The following is an 18,259-nucleotide window of genomic DNA, read 5'->3' as shown; positions in this document are numbered from 1 at the left end:
GGGAAAACCATTCGTCTACAGAGTTTAATTATTCGAAACTCCTGCCGCCGGACTCCCTCTGACACAGTGAAGGCTGATTGATCTCTTTCCTTCAGCCCTTTTGTGAAAGTCTCTATCCACTTGAGGAGAAAAAGACATGGCAAATAACAACCCTGGCAACTTCGCCAACGATAAAGAGAAAGCATCCGAAGCTGGCCGCAAGGGCGGCCACAACAGTGGCGGAAACTTCGCCAACGACCGCGAGAAGGCCTCCGAAGCCGGCCGCAAGGGTGGCCAGAACAGCCACGGCGGTGGCCGCAGCAGCTAAGCGCTGACGGCAAAAGAAGGGCAGGCGCCTTACTGGCTCCTGCCCTTCTTTTTTATCGCGACCCTGTTCTTATTAATGACTTAGCACCAGGCAATTAGTAGCCCATTAACTTCACGAAAGTGGAATTACAGATATCAAAATAATATATAAATCATATCACCGAACCTGCACTCACCATTACTAACGAAACAACCTCCATTAGCAAGCCCAGCAGCATTATCTAAATGTCCAGCACAAGCAGCCGGCGCGTCATGCCGTTTGTCGTATCATGAGGCGGGACTTTTAATCTGGAGTGATCGATGAGCAGCACTGCGTTCTCCGAACGAATCATCCAGAGCCTGCTGGATACTGATTTTTACAAGCTGACCATGATGCAGGCAGTGCTGCATCACTACCCCAACGCGGAAGTGGAGTGGGCATTTCGCAGCCGCTCCGGTGAGAACCTGACGCCCTTCCTCGATGCGATCCGCCAGCAGATCGAAGCGCTTGCCGACCTGCAGATCACCCCCCAAGAGCTGGCCTATCTCGAACGCATCCCTTACATGCAACCTGACTTCATCCGGTTCCTCGGCCTGTTTCGCTTCGACCTGCGTTACCTGCGCGTCGACATCGAGGACGGCGAACTGGTGATGTACCTGCGTGGCCCCTGGCTGCATGTGATTCTGTTCGAGGTGCCGCTACTGGCCATCGTCAGCGAGGTACGCAACCGGGTGCGCTATCCGCAGGTAACCCTGGAACAGGCAAGCGACCGGCTGAACGAGAAGCTGAACTGGTTGCGCAGCCAGGCCAGCGCCGAGGAGCTGGCACGCTTCACCCTGGCGGACTTCGGCACGCGCCGACGCTTCTCCTACGCGGTTCAGGCGATGGTGGTCGAACGGCTGCAACAGGATTTTCCGGGCCGTTTCGTCGGCACCAGCAATGTGCACCTTGCACGCGTGCAGCACGTGAAACCGATGGGCACCATGGCTCACGAATGGATCATGGCGCACCAGCAACTCGGGCCGCGCCTCATCGACAGCCAGGTCGCGGCACTCGACTGCTGGGTACGCGAATACCGTGGGGCGCTGGGGATCGCGCTGACCGACTGCATCACGATGGATGCCTTCCTGCGCGACTTCGATCTCTACTTCGCCAAGCTGTTCGACGGCCTGCGACATGATTCGGGGGATCCGCTGGTCTGGGCCGAGAAGGCCATCGCGCACTACCAGCGCCTGGGTATAGACCCTCGAACGCGCCAGCTGATTTTTTCCGATGGGCTGAACTTCGCCAAGGCGCTGGAAATACATCGCGCACTGGCCGGGCGTACTCACGCCAGCTTTGGTATTGGTACCGGGCTTACCTGCGACATCCCTGGGGTGGAGCCAACCAACATGGTCATCAAGATGACCAGCTGCAACGGCCAGCCGGTGGCGAAACTATCGGATTCACCCGGTAAAACCATGTGCCGCGACGCCGCATTCGTCAGTTATCTGCGCCACGTCTTCAACGTCGACGCCAGCTGACCGGCCCGTCGCGAACGGCCTCTTCTTGCCAACGCAACTAGGCTCCCAGTACGAACGTTGCCTGCTCCAGGGCTTCCGGCTCCACCGCGCAGAGGCGATTGCGCCCGCCTGTCTTGGCGCAGTACATGCGCTTGTCCGCCAGTTCCAGCAGATCGCGATAGTCGGCTACCTGATCGCAGCAGCGTTCCGCCAGACCGATGCTTGCCGTCAGCGCTGCACCGTCCGGCCGCTGACCCAGCCCCTGACCAACAATGCGCTCGAGCGCCTGACGCGCCTGCTGCATGTCGGTGTCCGGCATGATCAACAGAAACTCTTCGCCGCCCCAGCGCAGCAGGCTGTCGGAGGCACGCAAGGCTGCGACCAGGCGTCGGGCCGCTTCGCGCAGCACCTGATCCCCGGCTTCGTGGCCATGGTTGTCGTTGATGGTCTTGAAGTGGTCGAGATCGATGAACGCCAACGCCAGCGCGCCGTTCTTGCGTTGTGCGCTGTCCCACTGCAAGCGGAGGATTTCCTCACCGCTGCCGCGAGAGAACACCCCGGTAAGCGGATCACGGATAGCCTGGCGTACCAGGGCGAACATGAACGCCAGCTGGCTCATTCCAGCCAGGCTGGCCACACCGGCAATCAGGATCAGCAGCCAGAACGCTCCGGCAAACGATGGCCAGTTGAGTGTGGCCCAGCTGAGATAGCCGGCCAGCGCCTGGGCGAGCAGCAGCAGGCTGGCAAGCACCAGACTCTCCACCAGGGTCAGGGGAAATATCGTCAGCCCCGCCATCAGCACGAACGGCAGAAATGCATAGCCGGCACCGACCACAGCGGAGAACTGCGCCAGCTGGTAGCTGCCAAGCAGGGTATGCGAGGCGATGTAAAAGATGGTTGGAATGGCGAACAGGATCGCTATTGCGCGGTAGGCATCCAACAGGTTGCCGCTCGGGCGATAGAACAGCAGCAGGCAGGTGAACGCCAGGCAGGCCATCATCCGGAACCCGGCCAGCGCCGCCCACAGCCTGGGCTCGAACACCATCAGATCGATCAGACTCCACAACGGCGTCAACACAGCAAAAAGGAAGGCGAACAGGCGCACGCGATTGACGATCAAGGTTGCGCGACGCTGGCACAGCAGCAGCGGATGGCGCCGCGGGCTGAGCAGATGACGAAGCTCATTGGGTTTCAACTCGCTCGGCAGCAGCGAGGACAGACGGTCACGTAGCAGATCGAGAAACGCTGGCATTTATTGTTGTGCTCCCAGGCCGGGATGGTTTTCTTGCTCAGCCCGTCGCCGACAGCTGCCGACCTCGGGTCCTCCAGTTCCCTTCAAAACAGCCGGCGCGTGGTACTCGTCGTCCGGCTCACAAGCGAAGCCGATGGATGGTACGCAGCTCGGCAGTGCAATCCTTTGAGCCACAGCAATAAACCTGGAGGCAAATAGCCAGTACGACAAAAGAACTAGCCGGCCGACGAGAACGATTCGCCCTTTCGAGCGCTTATACGCACCTGTCCCAGCCATTAGCGTGACCGGGTCGCCCGCGTCTGCGTGAGCGACGTATCCACAAGAAAAACAATAAGGAGATACTCCGTGCAGAGCGCTCTCAAACCGCTTGCGGCAGTCATTTTGCTTACCTGTGCGGCCGGAACGGCTACCGCCAACAGCGGCCCGTTCAGCCAGTTCGTCGTCTTCGGCGACTCATTGAGTGATGCCGGCACTTTTCCCGATATGCTGAGCCCGACGTTCGATGCGCTGCGCTTCACCAACCGCATCGGTCCAACCTACGGCCCCGGTGAAGCCTACGCAGAGGTGGGGACCCAGCAACTGGCGTCCCTGCTCGGCCTGCAGTCGAACCCCGCCACGCCACTCGTGCGGCCAGATACCGGCGGAACCAACTATGCGGTCGGGGGCTATCGCACCGACGAAATACTCAACTCCATCACCAGCTCGTCGGATCCAGGCGCCGGCCCGCGCCCGGGTTACCTGGCCAGGTACACGCGCGCCGATGCCAACGCCCTCTACTACCTGAACGGCGGCGGCAACGACATCTTTCAGGGGCGAGATATGGTCGCAGCAGCACGCGACCTGGCGGCAGGCGTCGGCGCGTTACAGGCAGCGGGCGCGCGCTACATCATCGTCTCCGATCTGCCCGATGTCGGCACGACGCCGCTAGGGGCTTTTTCAGGCCAAACCGCTGCGTTCAACTTGCTGAGCGATCAATTCAACGCGGAGCTGGCGAGCCGCCTGCAAGCCCAAGGCGGCAACTATGTGCTGGTGAATAACCGCCTGCTCTTGTCGGAAGTTCGCGCTGACCTTGCCGCATTCGGCTTTGCCCCGAACGTGGCACAAACTGCAGTTTGCTTCGACTCTTCATCTTCGACCCCTTGCCTGCCTGACCCGACCTACGGCCTGGGCGGCATCGCGCCAGACCCGAGTCGCCTGATGTTCAATGATGGCGTCCATCCGACCACCGCTGTTCACCAGATCAGCGCCGATTACCTCTACTCGATTATTTCCGCGCCCTGGGAAGTGTCGCTGCTACCGGAAATGGGTCGCTCGGCACTGCGCGCCCACCTGCAGCAGCTGGACAACGAACTGTCTGCCCAGCGCGGCAACTGGCAGGCAGTCGGTGCCTGGCGCACCTTTGTCCAAGGCGGTTACAACCGACCTGAGTACGACGGTTACGGTGGCGGCGACGGTCACGGGCTGAGCCTGTCCGTGGGGGTTACCCAGCGCCTGAGCGAAGCCTGGCTGGCCGGCGTCAGCCTCGGGCTGGCGGAAAACTCGCTGGAGCTGGGTCGAAACGACTCCGACTACGACATGCGCAGCTACCTGGCCACGGCGTTCGCCCGTTACGAGTATCAGCGCCTGTTCGCTGACTTCAGCCTCAGCGCGGGCTACCTGGACTACCACGACCTGAAGCGCACCTTCGCCCTCGGCATCACCGAACGCGCAGAAAAAGGCGATACCGAAGGCACGCTCTGGGGCGCGGCTGCCAAGGCTGGTTTCAATCTCATGCAGCCCGGCGATCAGCTGCAGTTCGGCCCCTTTATCGGCGCGAGTTACCAGAAGGTCGACGTCGACGGCTACAGCGAGAAAGGTGCGCGATCAACCGCGCTGAGCTACCACGACCAGGAACTGAAATCGCTGCGCCTGTCGCTCGGGCTATTCGGCGAGTACGCGCTGACGGACCGCACACGGCTGTTCGGCGAAGTGGCACGGGAGGTGGAGCGTGAGGACGAGGATCGACAGGATCTGCGCATGTCGCTGAACAGCGTGCCGGACAACAGCTTCGAGCTGCCGGGAGCGATGCCGACGGGCGACCAGACGCGTTTCAGCCTTGGCCTGGCGCATCGCCTGAGCCCAGGCCTGTCCCTGCGCGCCAACTATAACTATCGGGGCAACGACAACCGCGACCACGGGCTGGGGTTGTCACTGGCCTGGGATTTGTAGCAGGGCTCGCCGGAGGGGGATACGCCGCCGCGACAGGCGCGGCGGCGACGAACGGCGGATCAGCGACCGTCGATCTGCCCTTGCAGATTGGCGATCTGGCTCTGCATGGCATTGATGGTACGGGTGACCTGAGCACGGAAGGAGTCGAACTCGGCGGTGTTGGCGGCGCTCGGTGCCGGACGGTTGTCCAGCTGGCTGCGCAGCACCAGGATGTCCTGTTCCAGACGGCTGATCGCCTGACTCTGATTGCCACCCTGCTTCAGCGCCGCCACATCCTTGCTCAGGCTGTCGATCCGTCCTGCCTGCTTGGCCTGCTCATCCAGCGTCGACTTCAGCGACGCCTGCTCGCTACCCAGCGTCTTGACGGATTCCGCCAGAGACGCAGTGGTGCCTTGCTGAGTCTGAAGATCAGTACCCAGACGTTCGAGACGCCTGCCCTGCTCCTCCAGGCGCTGATCCTGATTGCCCTGGCGACCCGCCAGACTCTGCTGCTCGGTGGCGAAGGCCTGCTGCTTGCGGCCGAGCTCTACGGTCTGCTGCTCCAACTGCTTGATGCGCAGCTTCACCGCCTCGCTTTCGGTGGTCACGTTGGATTCGGTCGCGACAACCTTGCCGGAAATATCCTGCAGGCGCCCCGCAGCGTCTTCACTGATACGGGCGAAGCTCTCCTGCGTCGCGACCAGCTGCATTTCCAGCATCGCGATCTTCTGGTAGCTCCACCAGCCAAGCGCGCCAAGGCTGATCAGCAAGGCCAGCACCATGACCCACAGCGGAGCCGAGCTCGCTCGGCCACCACCGCCACCGGCACGGCGCTTCTGCCGAGAGCGACCATCATCGACAGGCTCGGCTGCCGTCCGCCGAATCGGCTCGAGATCCGGCGCCGGATAGGGCTCCACGCGATCACGGCCTGCGGTCAGGCTGGGGATATTGTCCAGTTCGTCGTGAGCATCGTTGCGCATGGGGTACCTTCAATGGCGCGGAGCGAAAAACAGCGCGCAGTATAACGATTCGGGACGCAGCCATCAGCGATGGCTGCCCTGCTGGCCAGATGCACCGCGTTAGAGCATGGCGCTGGCTGTGAAACGCATCACGGTGCACAAAACATCGAGTTCTGCCCACGGCGAGACACCTGGGTATCGCGCGCCCATCACCACGGAAAAGGTGCAAACCTCGTCAGCTGTGCCCTGCGCGTCGCTGTCCCGGTTTTCGACGGGTGTCCGGCACGACTTGGTACGCCGCTTGCTCTATCTCTCATGCCAGCGGATAGACACTTCCGACACGGATGTCGGGCCTTAGGGCAATCACGAGGAACACAGCATGGAGCTGAACAAAGCGGTTATCGACTGCATGCGCAGCCTGCGACGCAGACTTCGCGATGAGCAGCAACTCGACATCCATCTCAACCAACCGGACGCGGTATCGGCCATGCTGGCCGGCTGCGTGCGCTCGAATGACGAACTGACGCGCGAACTCGGCCGCCAGCTCGCCGCCTTCAGCGATCAGTTGCCAGCCCCTGTGCCGCCTCCGGCGCGCAATTCAGGCAGCGCTACCGTGCGCATCTATCGGGGCCAGCGAGTTCTCGCCTGAGTCTGTCAATCGACCAGCAACCAGCCGCTGGCGCAATGCACCAGATGCCGGGTCAGCTCATCGAGCAGCTGCCCGCCATTACGCCAGTGGTGCCAGTACAACGGCACGTCGATCGGCGGTCCGGACAGCACATCGACCAATTCCCCACGCGCAAGTTCGCCGCGCACCTGCAACTCCGGCACCAGCCCCCAGCCCAGCCCGCTGAGCAGCAGACGCACGAACCCTTCGGAAGACGGACACAGATGGTGGATGAAAGCCTCACCACCGCCGACTGACGCCATGTAGCGATGCTGCAGCTGATCGTCCGGACCAAAGACCACAGCCGGTACCCGTGCCAGATCTGTCGCCGCTGACGGCTGCTTGAAATGACGGCTGATGAATGCCGGGCTGGCCAGTGCGCGGTAGCGCATCGCCCCCAGAAACTGGCTGCGCGCACCCGCCAGCGGTCGCTCCGCAGCGCATACGCACGCCGCCACCTCGCCCGCACGCATCCTTTTCAGTCCGACAGCCTGATCCTCCACCACATGATCGAGCAATACCCGATGCTCGGCGCAGAACGGTGCGACTGCCCCCGCCCACCAGGTCGCCAGACTGTCGGCATTCAGCGCAATCCGCAGCCGCTCGGGCAAGCGGTTCTCGTCCAGCGCCGGAACCTGGCCCTGCAGATCACGCTCGAGCAGACGCACCTGCTGAACATGATTGAGCAAGCGCTGGCCCAGCTCGGTCGGCCTGGGCGGGGCATCACGCAACAACACTGGCTGCCCAACGCGCGCCTCGAGCAGCTTGATCCGCTGCGATACGGCTGACTGCGAAAGCCCAAGCGCCTGTGCCGCCCGCTCGAACCCGGCCTGTTCCACGACCGCCGCCAGGGCAGCGAGCAACTTGTAATCGAACATCAGTTTTCCTAATACCCCGTGACGATAATTTGTTTCTCTTATAGCCTGCCAGTCACCAGACTCGCCAGCAGAATTCGAATGAGGCGTGTGGCATGAATGCGATCTGGCAAAGCTATATCAACGGTTTACTGGTGGCGGCCGGGCTGATCATGGCCATTGGCGCTCAGAACGCGTTCGTGCTGGCGCAGAGCCTGCGCCGCGAACACCATCTGCCCGTAGCGGCGCTGTGTATCGTCTGCGACGTACTGCTGGTCAGCGTCGGCGTGTTTGGTCTGGCCGCGGTACTGGCGAGCAATCCGCTGCTGCTGGAAATCACTCGCTGGGGCGGCGTCACCTTCCTGGTCTGGTACGGCACCCTGGCACTGCGCCGGGCGGCGAAGCCGCAGAGCCTGCGCAGCGCCGACGCACAACCGCGTCCGCTGCGCGCGGTATTGCTGGCCGCACTGGCCGTGACCCTGCTCAACCCTCATGTCTATCTCGATACAGTCGTCCTGATCGGATCACTCGGCGCACAGCAACCCGAACCGGGCGCCTACACGCTGGGCGCCGCCAGTGCGTCGACGCTGTGGTTCATGACCCTGGCGCTCGGTGGCGCGTGGCTTGCGCCCTGGCTGGCGCGTCCGCTGACCTGGCGCCTGATCGACCTCGGCGTCGCGGCCATGATGTTCGCGATCGCCGCGCAGCTGGCATTCGCAGGCTGAGGCCCCTGCCCGCGGCATTCCGGCGCGTGCCGATTGGCAGCTCGCAAGGAACGCCCGAGCAGGTGACGCGGTCCACGCAAGGCGCAGCCAGTCTTTCGCAACCGATGGCATCACACCGCCAACCCCTCTGGAACCTCTATTCCATACAGTTGCCGCGTGGTTTTGCCGCAGGTCGGGTGCTATGATCGCTGGCTCGCAGACATGAAGCGGAAGGCTTCAGTCTGTCTGTTCGGCCGACCGTGAACGGCCAGAGATTGCGCAAGCATGTAGCGAGCGAAGGGAACGACAGAGGTCAGGGCGGGACGCGCATTCGCACCTGCTCACCGGCATGTCCGGCACGCCTCGTACGCTCCTTCCAGCTGGCCGCATCAATCCTCGACACCTGAGTAGGAGATACATCATGGCTTTCGAATTGCCGCCGCTGCCGTACGAAAAGAATGCTCTCGAGCCGCACATGTCCGCCGAGACGCTCGAGTTCCACCACGACAAGCACCACGCTGCTTACGTGACCAACCTGAACAACCTGATCCCGGGCACCGAGTTCGAAGGCAAGGATCTGGAAAGCATCATCAAGACCTCTTCGGGCGGCATCTTCAACAACGCCGCTCAGGTCTGGAACCACACCTTCTTCTGGAACTGCCTGGCGCCGAACGCCGGTGGTCAGCCGACTGGCGCGCTGGCCGATGCCATCAACGCCTCCTTCGGTTCCTTCGACAAGTTCAAGGAAGAGTTCACCAAGACCGCCATCGGCACCTTCGGCTCCGGCTGGGCCTGGCTGGTGAAGAAGTCCGACGGCAGCCTCGGCCTGGCGAGCACCATCGGCGCCGGCAACCCGATGACCGCAGGCGACAAGCCGCTGCTGACCTGCGACGTGTGGGAGCATGCCTACTACATCGACTACCGCAACGCTCGTCCGAAATTCGTCGAAGCGTTCTGGAACCTGGTCAACTGGGACTTCGTCGCGAAAAACTTCGCAGGCTAAGCCACCCGGACCGCAGTAATGAAATGCCCGCCCCCACGCGGGCATTTTCATTTAAGGCTTGGCCCCGGTCGGCCGCTATAGAGTAGGGGCCGTAAGGAACGGATTGCGCCGGAAGATGATTCAATACGCTATCTTTGTTCAGGAGCACGGGATTGCACTTGCACTCAGCAAAGGCGCCACATGTTTAAGCTGTGGTTCTCGCGCTCAACGGCCTCTTTGACGATTGCCGAATGACTATCAACATTTCTGCGACCGGGCGTCGGCACGGAAAAGGACCTTCATTTGAAGCTGGAAATGCGCAATAGCCTGTCGCGTAAGCTCCTGCGTGTCGTCCTGCTATCGGCGCTGGCGGTAGGGCTGGTACTCAGCTGCGCGCAGATCATCTTTGGCGCGTACAAGACGCGTCAGCTGATCGAGGCCGATGCCCAACGCATCCTGCGTATGACTCGCGATCCCTCCACCCAGGCGATCTACAGCCTCGACCGGGAGATGGGCGCCCAGGTGATGGAAGGCCTGTTTCAGCATGAATCGATTCGCATGGCATCGATAGGCCATCCGGACGAAGGCATGCTGGCGCTGAAGATCAGGCCACCCATCAGCCTGCCGACCCGCTGGATGACCGATCCGATTCTTGGTCGCGACCAGCAGTTCTCGATCCCGCTGATCGGCAAGCCGCCCTACAACGAGTACTACGGCGAACTGCGCATCACCCTGGACACCGCCCAGTATGGCCAGGAGTTCGTCAACGACTCCGTCGTCATCTTTATCCTTGGCCTCCTGCGCGCGCTGACCCTGGGCTTTGTGCTCTTTCTGATCTACCAGTGGCTGCTGACCCGTCCGTTGACCAAGCTCATCGAGCACCTCGCGCAGATCAATCCCGACCGGCCCGGCGAACACAAGCTGCCGATGATCAGGGGGCACGAGCGCAACGAGCTGGGCCTGTGGGTGGAAACCGCCAACGGCCTGCTCGCCTCCATCGAACACAATATGCACCTGCGTCAGGAAGCCGAAAGCAGTCTGCATCGCCTGACCCAGTACGACTCGCTGACCGGTCTGCCCAACCGTCAGCAACTGCAGAGTCAGCTCGACCATATCCTCGATGAAGCGCGCCGCCTGCAGCGACGTATCGCAGTGCTGTGTCTGGGCCTTGATGACTTCAAGGGCGTCAACGAGCAGTACAGCTACCAGGCCGGCGACTACATGCTGCAGGCTCTGGCGGATCGGTTGCGCGCCTCGGAGACGCGCCTGGGCGCGCTGGCACGGCTGGGCGGCGACCAGTTCGTACTGGTGCTGAGCGGTATCGAGCAGCCGTACGAGGCCGCCGAACTGGCCCAGGCGGTGCTCGACGATCTGGAGAACCCGGTCGAACTGGACGGCCACCCGATTCGGCTGCGTGCCACCATCGGCATCACGCTGTATCCGGAAGATGGTGACAACACCGAGAAGCTGCTGCAGAAGGCCGAGCAGACCATGACGCTGGCCAAGAGCCGCTCACGCAACCGCTACCAGTTTTATGTCGCCAGTATCGACAGCGAGATGCGGGCCCGCCGGGAGCTGGAGAAGGACCTCAGCGAAGCGCTCAAGCGCAACGAGTTTCATCTGGTCTACCAACCGCAGGTGGACTACCGGCAGAACCGCATCACCGGCGTCGAGGCGCTGATTCGCTGGAAGCATCCCCAGGGCAAACTGGTACCGCCGGATCTGTTCATTCCGCTGGCCGAGCAGAACGGCAGCATCATCGAGATCGGCCAATGGGTGCTCGATCAGGCCTGCAGCCAGCTGCGGCAATGGCACGCTCAGGGTCATACCGGCCTGCGCGTGGCGGTGAACCTGTCCACGGTGCAACTGCGTCATCCACAGCTGCCAGCGATGATCGGCGAGCTGCTGCACAGGCATCAGCTCCCCGCCGAAACCCTGGAACTGGAAGTCACCGAGACCGGGTTGATGGAGGACATCGACGCCGCGGCGAACAACCTGCACAGCCTGCGGCGTTCCGGCGCGCTGATTGCGATCGATGACTTCGGTACCGGCTATTCCTCGCTCAGCTATCTCAAGAGCCTGCCGCTGGACAAGATCAAGATCGACAAGAGCTTCGTTCAGGACATCGGCCAGGACGAAGGCGCGACCATCGTCCGAGCGGTCATCCAGCTGGGCAAGAGCCTGGGCATGACGGTGATCGCCGAAGGCGTTGAAACGCCTGAGCAGGAAGCCTACCTGATCGCCGAAGGGTGCCAGGAGGGTCAGGGCTACTACTACAGCAAGCCGCTGCCGGCACGCGACCTCGACCTGCTGCTGCGCCAGTCGGCGCCGTTCGACCGGGCAGTCAACTCCGAACTCCGCTAGACCAGGCCGGCAGAGTCGCTGACGTAATCATCTGATGCGAAAGCCCAGACGCTGGCCAGCCGCAAGGACTTCGGCCACACTTCCCCCCCTTTCCGGCCGTCCGCGGCCCGCGACGAGCCCCCGATGAAACGTTTCGTACTTCTGGACACCGCTGTGATCCCCACCGGTGGCGCTCTGTGCCTGTTCGAATATGGCGATGACTTCGTCATCAAGATCCAGCGCGGTAACGGCAACCAGCTGATGAACACGCGCACCCACGGCTCGGAAGACGCGTTGGCGGAGATTCCCTGCAAGCGGATCGCCGGCCGCCCGCAGGTACGTGTACTGATCGGTGGATTGGGCATGGGCTTCACCCTGGCTTCCGCCCTGCGCCACCTTGGGCCTGACGCCGAGGTGCTGGTAGCGGAACTGGTGCCGGGGGTGATCGAATGGAACCACGGCGCGCTCGGCGAGAAGTCCGGACATCCTGTGCGGGACCGCCGCGCCCAGGTGCTCAATCAGGACGTCGCCGAACTGCTGCAACAGCAGCCCGAGAGCTTCGATGCGATCATGCTGGACGTGGATAACGGTCCCGAAGGCCTGACGCAGAAGAGCAACAGCTGGCTCTATTCACTGGATGGCCTGCATGCCTGCGCCCGCGCACTGCGCCCGGCCGGCGTACTCGCGGTATGGTCGGCCAGTGCCGACCGGGCCTTCTCCGACAAGCTTGCCAAAGCCGGTTTCAAGGCCGAGGAAGTGCAGGTGTTCGCGCATGGCAACCGCGGCACACGACACACCATCTGGATCGCCGAAAAGCGCAAGCGCTGAGCTGCAGCTGGCGGTTACCAGGCGGTTATACCCAGCTGCATTGCCAGCCATACGGCGCCCGCCAGGCACATCACCGCGCCTCCCGCTGCCTGCCAGTAGAAGCGCCGGGTAATGACCTCCTCCCCATGACTGGACAGCACGAAGGGCAACGCTTCATCGGGGCGAGACAACTGATGCTGTTCCGGAGCGGCGCTGCTCTGGCGATGACGATCTTCTGCCTCGAGCCGCGCGGCCAGGTGCACGCGATTCCATTCCTGCTCGTCGAGCTGTCCGTCGGCGTTGCTATCGAAACGCTGTAGCAAACCAGCGTAGTCGCCCTTCCACTGGCGGATCACTTCACGCTTGGCTGATGAGAGATCGAGGCCGTGGCGCCCGCCGCCGGTGGTGCGAAAGTCACCGATCGCATACAGCGGCTCGCCCTCATGCAGACGCTCTTCGGTGTAACGATAGCGTTTGCCGCTGCTGAGCAGGCCCAGCCAGCCACTCGGCGCGACGCCACGGGGGTGGCGCAGGCTGCCGGTCCAGACCTTGCGGTAGGCGGGATGCACATCGGCGCCACGCGGGTCGATCAGGCACTCGCCAGTGGCATCGGCCAGGCGCAACCAGGCTTCGCTGGTGCCGCGCTCCAGCACGTTCCAGCTGCTGCGCTTGCCATTGGAGCGATACTCTTCGATGCAGTAGCGCCACCACAGGCAGTGCTCACCGGTCAGCGGCGCCACGGGCTGCGGCACGGCCAGCTCACGCAGAATGCCGACCAGCTCGACATAGCCCTGCGCCGCCGAGCGGATGCGTGACGTCGGGGTATCGAGCAGGTGCCGCGCACGCGACCAGCGCCCGATACAGATCCAGGCGCCGCCGATGCACAGCACAGCAGCCAGGGCGAGGGTGAAAAACTGGCCGAGGTCCATTTCAGCCGAACAGCGCCTTCAGATCGACGTCGGCCTTCTCCGCCTCACTGAACTGCAACAGCGCCGCCTCCTTGAAGCCGAACGCCCTGGCCAGCAGCACATCAGGGAACTGCTCGATGCGCACGTTGTTCAGATTCACCGCCTCGTTGTACAGCTCGCGGCGATCAGCGATGCCGCTTTCGAGCCCACTGATGCGTTGCTGCAGGTGACGGAAACTGTCGTTGGCCTTGAGCTCCGGGTAGTTCTCGGCCAGCGCGAACAGCCGGCCCAGACCCGCACGCAGGCCGGTCTCGGCCTGCCCCAGCGCACCGACGTCGCCCTGCTCGCGAGCATTGGAAACCGCGTTGCGCGCGCTGATCACCTGCTCCAGCGTGTTGCGTTCGTGCTGCATGTACTGGCGGCAGGTCTCCACCAGCTTGGGCAGCTCTTCGTGGCGCTGGCGCAGCAGCACGTCGATGTTCGCCCAGGCCTTGCCGACGCCATGCTTGAGCCGCACAAGGCCGTTGTAGAGGATCACCGCATAGGCGGCGATGAGAAACAGCACTACCAGCACAACCACCGCGCTCAGGCTCATGACATCTCCATATTTGGATTCAAAACGCCAGCATTCTACCGGTTGCGCTGACGCGGAAGAGAGAGGCCGTGCACGCATTGGCTTTGCACAAAATGAAAATCTTTCGCATTATTGACCGCTTCCGAGCAGCACTCGGCTTCGTTCATTCGCACGCAAAGGAACCCGCACATGCTACGCACCCCCATCTGGGCAACCGCCAGCCTTCTCGCCGTGGCTATCTCGCTCGCCGGTTGCGGTGAAGACAAGACACCCACCAACCAGACCGCGGCACCGCAAAGCACAACCGAAAGCGTGCCGGCTGAACAGACGCAGAAGCCGGACGAGAAGGCCGCCAAGGCCGTGGTCAGCCATTACGCCGACCTGGCGCTGGCCGTATTCAGCGATGCCCACAGCACCGCGGTGCAACTCCAGCAGGCCATCGATGCGCTGCTCGCCAACCCCAGCGATGAAACCCTGCAAGCCGCTCGCCAGGCCTGGCTGGCCGCTCGCATTCCCTACATGCAGACCGAAGTGTTCCGCTTCGGCAATCCGGTGGTCGACGAGTGGGAGGGCCAGCTCAACGCCTGGCCGCTGGACGAAGGCCTGATCGACTACGTCGAAGGTGACTACCAGCATGCGCTGGGCAACCCGGGCGCCAACGCCAACATCATCGCCAATACCGAGTTGCAGATCGGCGAAGACAAGATCGACACCCGCGAGCTCACCGCCGAGCTGCTGACCAGTCTCAACGAACTGGCCGGCTCCGAGGCCAACGTCGCCACCGGCTACCACGCCATCGAGTTCCTGCTCTGGGGTCAGGACCTCAACGGCACCGGTCCGGGCGCCGGCGAGCGTCCGCATACCGACTACGTCGTTGGTGAAGGCTGCACCGGCGACAACTGCGAGCGTCGCCGCACCTACCTGAAAGTCGCGACCGACCTCTTGGTCAGCGATCTGCAGGAGATGGTCGAACAGTGGCAGCCGGGCGCCGAGAACTACCGCGCCAGCCTGGAAGCCGAATCGGGCGAAAACGGCCTGCGCAAGATGCTCTTCGGCATGGGCAGCCTGTCGCTCGGTGAACTGGCCGGCGAGCGCATGAAGGTCGCGCTGGAGGCCAACTCCACCGAGGACGAGCACGATTGCTTCAGCGACAACACGCACAACTCGCACTTCTTCAACGCCCGCGGCATTCGCAACGTTTATCTGGGTGAGTACAAGCGCGTCGACGGCAGCACCCTGACCGGCCCAAGCCTCGCCTCGCTGGTGCAGGGTGTCAGCCCTGAAGTCGACAGCACGCTGAAGACCGACCTGGAAACCACCGAAGCCAAGCTGCAGGTGCTGGTTGAAAGCGCCAACAACGGCGAAGCCTTCGACCAGCTGATCGCGGCGGACAACGCCGAAGGCCAGGAAAAGGTGCGTAACGCCATCGCCGCACTGGTCAAGCAGACCGCCTCCATCGAACAGGCCGCCGCCGCCCTCGGCATCAGCGACCTCAACCCCGACACGGCCGATCACGAGTTCTGATCGGCTCTGACACGGGCGCAGCGCCTGCGCCCGCGTCACCCCAGGGATCCACACCCGAACGCCAAAGCGCAATGCTGCGGCACCCACGCAAATGCAAATCCCTCTTATTCAATTTCGATTAGCCTGCTAAGATTGCGCGGCTTAATTCACGCCCCGCAGGTATTTTTGATGCGCCCGCTGTTTCGCCGCCTCTTTCCGCTGCTGGCCCTGGCTCTGGCCGCCTGCGGCACCGATGACGCACCGCGCTTCGCACAGGCCGAACCCGGCGAAGCGCTCTCGGGCGGCACCACCACGGTCATGAAGTTCGACCATAACGCGTTCTCCATGCCCTCGGCCAACCTCGCGCCGACACGTCGACTCGACTTCAGCGTCGGCAACAGCTTCTTCCGCAACCCCTGGGTCATCGCCCCCGCGTCCACCACGGCGCGTGACGGCCTTGGCCCGTTGTTCAACACCAACGCCTGCCAGAACTGCCATATAAAGGACGGCCGCGGACACCCGCCGGCGCCGGATGCGGCAAGCGCCGTTTCGATGCTGGTGCGGCTATCGATTCCGGCAGGGCCAGAGCACGCCGAGGTCGTCCGCGAGCGCGGTATCGCCCCCGAGCCGAGCTATGGCGGCCAGCTGCAGGACATGGCGATTCCCGGTGTCGCCCCGGAGGGCAAGGTTCGTCTGCGCTATTCGACCGAGCGTGTGAGGTTCGCCGACGGCACCGAGGTCGAACTACGCAAACCGATCATCGAGCTGAGCGAGCTGGGCTACGGCGATATGCATCCGGATACCCAGATGTCGCTGCGCATCGCGCCGCCGATGATCGGCCTCGGCCTGCTCGAAGCCATTCCCGAAGAGGCGCTGCTGGCCAATGCCGACCCCGATGACCGCAACGGCGACGGTATCTCCGGACGCCCGAACCGGGTCTTCGACCAGACCACCCGGCAAACCGTGATGGGTCGCTTCGGCTGGAAGGCCGGCCAGCCGGGCCTGAATCAGCAGAACGCCGACGCCTTCTTCAACGACATGGGGCTGTCCAGCAGCCTGTTCAGTGGCACCAGCTGCACCGAACGGCAGACCGAGTGCCGCGCCATGCCTGACGGCGGTGAGCCGGAAGTGAGTGACAATATCCTTGCCCAGGTACTGTTCTACACCCGCAACCTCGGCGTGCCGGCGCGACGCAACGTCGGCGATCCGCAGGTGCTTGCCGGCAAGACGCTGTTCCACCGTGCCGGCTGTCAGCGCTGCCATGTAGCGCAGTTCACCACTGCCGCCGACGCAGCGGAGCCGGAGCTGGCCAACCAGCTCATCCGCCCCTACAGCGACCTGCTGCTGCATGACATGGGCGAAGGCCTGGCCGATCACCGCCCCGAGTTCGAGGCCAGCGGCCGTGAGTGGCGTACGGCGCCGCTGTGGGGTATCGGTCTGACCCAGACGGTCAGCGGGCATAGCCAGTTCCTGCACGACGGCCGCGCCCGCAACCTGCTCGAAGCGATACTCTGGCATGGCGGCGAAGCAGAGAAAGCCCGCCAGGTCGTGCTGGGCTTCAACCAGGAAGAACGTAACGCGCTATTGAGCTTCCTCGAATCGCTCTGAATACCATTCAATCCAGCTTTCCGCGCTAAAGCCTATGAGGACACCATGATCCGCTCCTACTCCCTGCGCATCGCCAGCGGCGGCCTGCTGACCGCCCTGCTGCTGAGCGCCTGCACCCCGGCTGACCCGCGCGCCGAAACCAGCAAGGCGCTGACCGATGGCGTGCTGCTGCCGACTTATAGCCAGTGGGCCGAAGCCGACCGCCGCCTCGCCGCGAGCGCGATCGCCTATTGCGCCGACAACCAGACGACCGAAGAAGCGCGCGAAGCCTTCGTGCATGCACAGACCGCATGGGCCGGCCTGCAGCCGCTGCTGATCGGCCCGATGGGCGAAGGCAACCTGGCCTGGCAGGTGCAGTTCTGGCCGGACAAGAAGAATCTCGTCGCGCGTCAGGTCACCGCATTGCTCAACACCAAACCCGAACTCACCCAGGCCGACCTGGACGGCGCCAGCGTGGTGGTCCAGGGTCTTAGCGCCTATGAGTACATCCTTTTCGACAAAAGCATCGACCTCGGTGATGCGGCTGCCAAGCAGCGCTATTGCCCGCTGCTTACGGCGATCGGCGAGCACCAGCAACAGCTCGCCGCCGGCGTGCTGCAGCAATGGCAGGACAAGGACGGTGTGGCCGACCAACTGCGCCGTTTTCCCAATGAGCGTTACGCCGAGCCGAGTGAAGCGATCGCCGAGCTGCTGCGCGTTCAGGTCACCGCACTCGATGGCCTGAAGAAAAAGCTCGGCGCCCCCCTCGGTCGACAGACCAAGGGGCATCCGCAGCCCTATCAGGCCGAAGGCTGGCGCAGCGACACGACGCTGGCCAACATCACCTCGGCGATCAAGGGGGCCGAAAGCCTGTGGCTAGGCGCCAACGAAGACGGCCTGCGCAGGCTGCTCAGCGCCGAGCAGGCGGATCTGGCCAAGCGCATCGACGCCGCTTATGCCGAGCTGTTGCAGCAGCTGGCAGGCATGAATCAGCCCTTCGCCGAGCTGCTGGGCAACGACGCGGGACGTGGCGAGCTCGACGCGCTGTACAAGCGCATCGACAGCCTGCATCGCCTGCACCAGCTGGAACTGGCCCGCGCCCTTGGCGTGCAGATCGGTTTCAACGCCCACGACGGAGACTGAG

At 63.1% G+C, this 18,259-nt stretch carries 15 protein-coding genes and 1 pseudogene; 11 read left to right on the top strand and 5 right to left on the bottom strand.

The features are described from left to right. Positions 1 to 154: 154 nt before the first annotated feature. Together EA798_RS04535 and pncB are read left to right on the top strand one after the other, a co-directional pair. A pseudogene (locus EA798_RS04535) lies at positions 155 to 307 on the top strand (con-10 family general stress protein); the annotation flags it as partial. 299 nt (positions 308 to 606) lie between these two features. Further along, positions 607 to 1,809, top strand: coding sequence for a nicotinate phosphoribosyltransferase (gene pncB / locus EA798_RS04530; protein ID WP_122098207.1), 1,203 nt, complete (start codon positions 607 to 609; stop codon positions 1,807 to 1,809). Between the two features lie 37 nt (positions 1,810 to 1,846). Here pncB and EA798_RS04525 read toward each other — a convergent pair whose 3' ends face one another. Next, positions 1,847 to 3,040 (bottom strand): GGDEF domain-containing protein, encoded by a 1,194-nt coding sequence (locus EA798_RS04525; RefSeq protein ID WP_106157866.1) that lies wholly within the window; start codon positions 3,038 to 3,040, stop codon positions 1,847 to 1,849. 345 nt (positions 3,041 to 3,385) lie between these two features. Here EA798_RS04525 and EA798_RS04520 point away from each other — a divergent pair, with 345 nt between their 5' ends. Then, positions 3,386 to 5,248, top strand: a complete 1,863-nt coding sequence (locus EA798_RS04520) for an autotransporter domain-containing SGNH/GDSL hydrolase family protein (protein WP_122098206.1) — start codon at positions 3,386 to 3,388, stop codon at positions 5,246 to 5,248. A 59-nt stretch (positions 5,249 to 5,307) separates the two neighbouring features. On the opposite strand, the gene EA798_RS04515 is transcribed toward EA798_RS04520, so the two are convergent. Further along, positions 5,308 to 6,207, bottom strand: coding sequence for an ATPase (locus EA798_RS04515; RefSeq protein ID WP_122098205.1), 900 nt, complete (start codon positions 6,205 to 6,207; stop codon positions 5,308 to 5,310). Between the two features lie 358 nt (positions 6,208 to 6,565). Between EA798_RS04515 and EA798_RS04510 the strand changes: the two genes are divergently transcribed. Then, complete coding sequence (locus tag EA798_RS04510) at positions 6,566 to 6,835, top strand: hypothetical protein (RefSeq protein WP_106157863.1); 270 nt, start codon at positions 6,566 to 6,568, stop codon at positions 6,833 to 6,835. A gap of 5 nt (positions 6,836 to 6,840) precedes the next feature. Here the strand turns inward: EA798_RS04510 and EA798_RS04505 are convergent, their stop codons facing one another. Next, positions 6,841 to 7,731 carry a LysR family transcriptional regulator ArgP gene (locus EA798_RS04505; protein WP_106157862.1) on the bottom strand — a complete coding sequence of 297 codons (891 nt, stop codon included), beginning with the start codon at positions 7,729 to 7,731 and terminating at the stop codon, positions 6,841 to 6,843. Positions 7,732 to 7,823: 92 nt separating this feature from the next. Here EA798_RS04505 and EA798_RS04500 point away from each other — a divergent pair, with 92 nt between their 5' ends. The 4 genes from EA798_RS04500 (at position 7,824) to EA798_RS04485 (ending at position 12,564) form a co-directional block, all read left to right on the top strand. Further along, on the top strand, positions 7,824 to 8,432 hold the full coding sequence (locus EA798_RS04500) for a LysE/ArgO family amino acid transporter (RefSeq protein ID WP_122098204.1): 609 nt from the start codon (positions 7,824 to 7,826) through the stop codon (positions 8,430 to 8,432). Positions 8,433 to 8,832: 400 nt separating this feature from the next. Then, positions 8,833 to 9,414, top strand: coding sequence for a superoxide dismutase (locus EA798_RS04495; protein WP_003294652.1), 582 nt, complete (start codon positions 8,833 to 8,835; stop codon positions 9,412 to 9,414). A 282-nt stretch (positions 9,415 to 9,696) separates the two neighbouring features. Beyond that, positions 9,697 to 11,757, top strand: coding sequence for a putative bifunctional diguanylate cyclase/phosphodiesterase (locus EA798_RS04490; RefSeq protein WP_122098203.1), 2,061 nt, complete (start codon positions 9,697 to 9,699; stop codon positions 11,755 to 11,757). Between the two features lie 123 nt (positions 11,758 to 11,880). Further along, positions 11,881 to 12,564 (top strand): spermidine synthase, encoded by a 684-nt coding sequence (locus EA798_RS04485; RefSeq protein ID WP_122098202.1) that lies wholly within the window; start codon positions 11,881 to 11,883, stop codon positions 12,562 to 12,564. Positions 12,565 to 12,578: 14 nt separating this feature from the next. Here EA798_RS04485 and EA798_RS04480 read toward each other — a convergent pair whose 3' ends face one another. Together EA798_RS04480 and EA798_RS04475 are read right to left on the bottom strand one after the other, a co-directional pair. Then, positions 12,579 to 13,472: a GIDE domain-containing protein gene (locus EA798_RS04480; protein ID WP_122098201.1), complete on the bottom strand. Its 894-nt coding sequence runs from the start codon at positions 13,470 to 13,472 to the stop codon at positions 12,579 to 12,581. 1 nt (position 13,473) lies between these two features. After that, the gene (locus EA798_RS04475) at positions 13,474 to 14,046 is read right to left on the bottom strand and encodes a LemA family protein (RefSeq protein WP_122098200.1); all 573 of its coding nucleotides are present in this window, start codon (positions 14,044 to 14,046) and stop codon (positions 13,474 to 13,476) included. 168 nt (positions 14,047 to 14,214) lie between these two features. Here EA798_RS04475 and EA798_RS04470 point away from each other — a divergent pair, with 168 nt between their 5' ends. The 3 genes from EA798_RS04470 to EA798_RS04460 all read left to right on the top strand — a co-directional run bounded on the left by EA798_RS04470 (position 14,215) and on the right by EA798_RS04460 (position 18,258). Continuing rightward, positions 14,215 to 15,549, top strand: a complete 1,335-nt coding sequence (locus tag EA798_RS04470) for an imelysin family protein (RefSeq protein ID WP_122098199.1) — start codon at positions 14,215 to 14,217, stop codon at positions 15,547 to 15,549. Positions 15,550 to 15,717: 168 nt separating this feature from the next. Next, the gene (locus EA798_RS04465) at positions 15,718 to 17,136 is read left to right on the top strand and encodes a di-heme oxidoreductase family protein (protein ID WP_122098198.1); all 1,419 of its coding nucleotides are present in this window, start codon (positions 15,718 to 15,720) and stop codon (positions 17,134 to 17,136) included. Positions 17,137 to 17,181: 45 nt separating this feature from the next. Beyond that, positions 17,182 to 18,258, top strand: a complete 1,077-nt coding sequence (locus EA798_RS04460) for an imelysin family protein (protein WP_122098197.1) — start codon at positions 17,182 to 17,184, stop codon at positions 18,256 to 18,258. Position 18,259: the final 1 nt, after the last annotated feature.

The organism is Pseudomonas songnenensis, assembly GCF_003696315.1.
In the GTDB taxonomy this organism is placed as follows: Bacteria; Pseudomonadota; Gammaproteobacteria; order Pseudomonadales; family Pseudomonadaceae; genus Stutzerimonas; species Stutzerimonas songnenensis.
This window is presented reverse-complemented; position numbering and strand designations above follow the sequence as displayed.